This is a genomic window from Shewanella sairae (assembly GCF_023283535.1).
Taxonomy (GTDB): domain Bacteria; phylum Pseudomonadota; class Gammaproteobacteria; order Enterobacterales; family Shewanellaceae; genus Shewanella; species Shewanella sairae.
The window spans coordinates 1-903 of sequence record NZ_JAKILT010000199.1 but is presented as its reverse complement, the minus strand read 5'-3'; the positions used below and the strand labels follow the sequence as shown (position 1 = coordinate 903).

The window sequence follows — 903 nt, the reverse complement described above, 5'->3', positions numbered from 1 at the left end:
AATCTAAGTTAGTTGAGCTTCACGAACTGTCACAACGTTATGACCAATATGCGAGTGAGGCCAAGCGTCTGTTTGACTTATTAACGCGAATCGAATCGGAATTAGGCATACCTACAAAGTTTTTGAATGTACTTGGTGATAGTCAAACATTCCCGAACACAATTTATATGCTGCAAGAGCATGTAGAGAATGGTTTTATCGTTTCAGGTGAGCAGGTTGCGCCTGTGTCGCTGTTCTTAGAGTCGGATAAGGTAACGATCCTAGTTGACTTCATTAATGGTACTGGTTTGTTCCTGGCTGAAATACAGCAACACAATGAAGATGCCAAACAAGGGCATATAGTATTACACCCTAAAAAGTGTGGTATTAAATAATGGAGACTGATTTTTCATTTAAAAATCTTGGATTGTTTAGAAAAATCTATGTCATTTTTATGTGGTGCGCTCTAGGTTTTATTTTTATTTATCAAACGATAGAGCCTAACGGTGCTATTTATTTTCATGGTAGCGCTTTCGTGTTAATGCCACTACTTCTTACTTGGGTAACATATGCCATTGTAAAAAGGAAAACCTATCAACTATTGGTATTCTCTGCGTTACATTGTTTTCCTGGTTTTAGTGGTCTTGTTGCAATTATTTTGTTTTGTATATTTATCGTAACGAAAAGAGAACTTCGAACGTTGGAATGCCGAGCTGCGGGAAACAATGAATAAATCAAAGAGTACCCAGAGTGTTACGTTTCATGTGGAGGACAGGCATAGATTGGTGATCACATTTACTTGAAACACTGTTAATGTGCCCGAAACTAATTTATGGACAAAACCTTCTTAGCGTAATTATTTGAATTAGGTAAATACGGATAACTTTTGGTATATGAAGGTCGCTTAGTTAGCAGTCCAGTCTT

General features: G+C 37.2%; 2 protein-coding genes. Both read left to right on the top strand.

Features of this window, described 5'->3' with window-relative positions; all coding sequences use genetic code 11:
* Positions 1-374 (top strand): DUF2913 family protein (locus L2748_RS24145; protein ID WP_248957836.1); only part of this gene is annotated, 374 nt, incomplete at its 5' end.
* The gene (locus L2748_RS24140; RefSeq protein ID WP_220783498.1) at positions 374-712 is read left to right on the top strand and encodes a hypothetical protein; all 339 of its coding nucleotides are present in this window, start codon (positions 374-376) and stop codon (positions 710-712) included. The genes L2748_RS24145 and L2748_RS24140, both read left to right, overlap by 1 nt.
* Positions 713-903 lie beyond the last annotated feature (191 nt).